At 51.0% G+C, this 537-nt stretch carries 1 rRNA gene; it reads right to left on the reverse strand.

Features of this window, described 5'->3' with window-relative positions:
• Nucleotides 1–537: ribosomal RNA gene (locus HWX04_RS08290) — 23S ribosomal RNA — on the reverse strand; the annotation flags it as partial.

A 537-nucleotide genomic window follows, 5' to 3' on the forward strand; every position in this document is an offset into this window, starting at 1 on the left:
GGTTTGGTAAGTCGCCATGACCCCCTAGCCTAAACAGTGCTCTACCCCCGCAGGTAATACTTGAGGCACTACCTAAATAGTTTTCGGAGAGAACCAGCTATTTCCAAGTTTGTTTAGCCTTTCACCCCTATCCACAGCTCATCCGCTAGTTTTGCAACACTAGTCGGTTCGGACCTCCAGTACCTGTTACGGCACCTTCATCCTGGCCATGGATAGATCACTTGGTTTCGGGTCTACACCCAGCGACTGGACGCCCTATTCGGACTCGATTTCTCTACGGCTCCCCTATTCGGTTAACCTTGCCACTGAATGTAAGTCGCTGACCCATTATACAAAAGGTACGCAGTCACCCTTGCGGGCTCCTACTTTTTGTAAGCATGCGGTTTCAGGATCTATTTCACTCCCCTCCCGGGGTTCTTTTCGCCTTTCCCTCACGGTACTGGTTCACTATCGGTCGATGATGAGTATTTAGCCTTGGAGGATGGTCCCCCCATATTCAGACAGGGTTTCTCGTGCCCCGCCCTACTTTTCTCTAGC

This window comes from Bartonella gabonensis, from assembly GCF_903679515.1.
GTDB classification, from domain to species: domain Bacteria; phylum Pseudomonadota; class Alphaproteobacteria; order Rhizobiales; family Rhizobiaceae; genus Bartonella; species Bartonella gabonensis.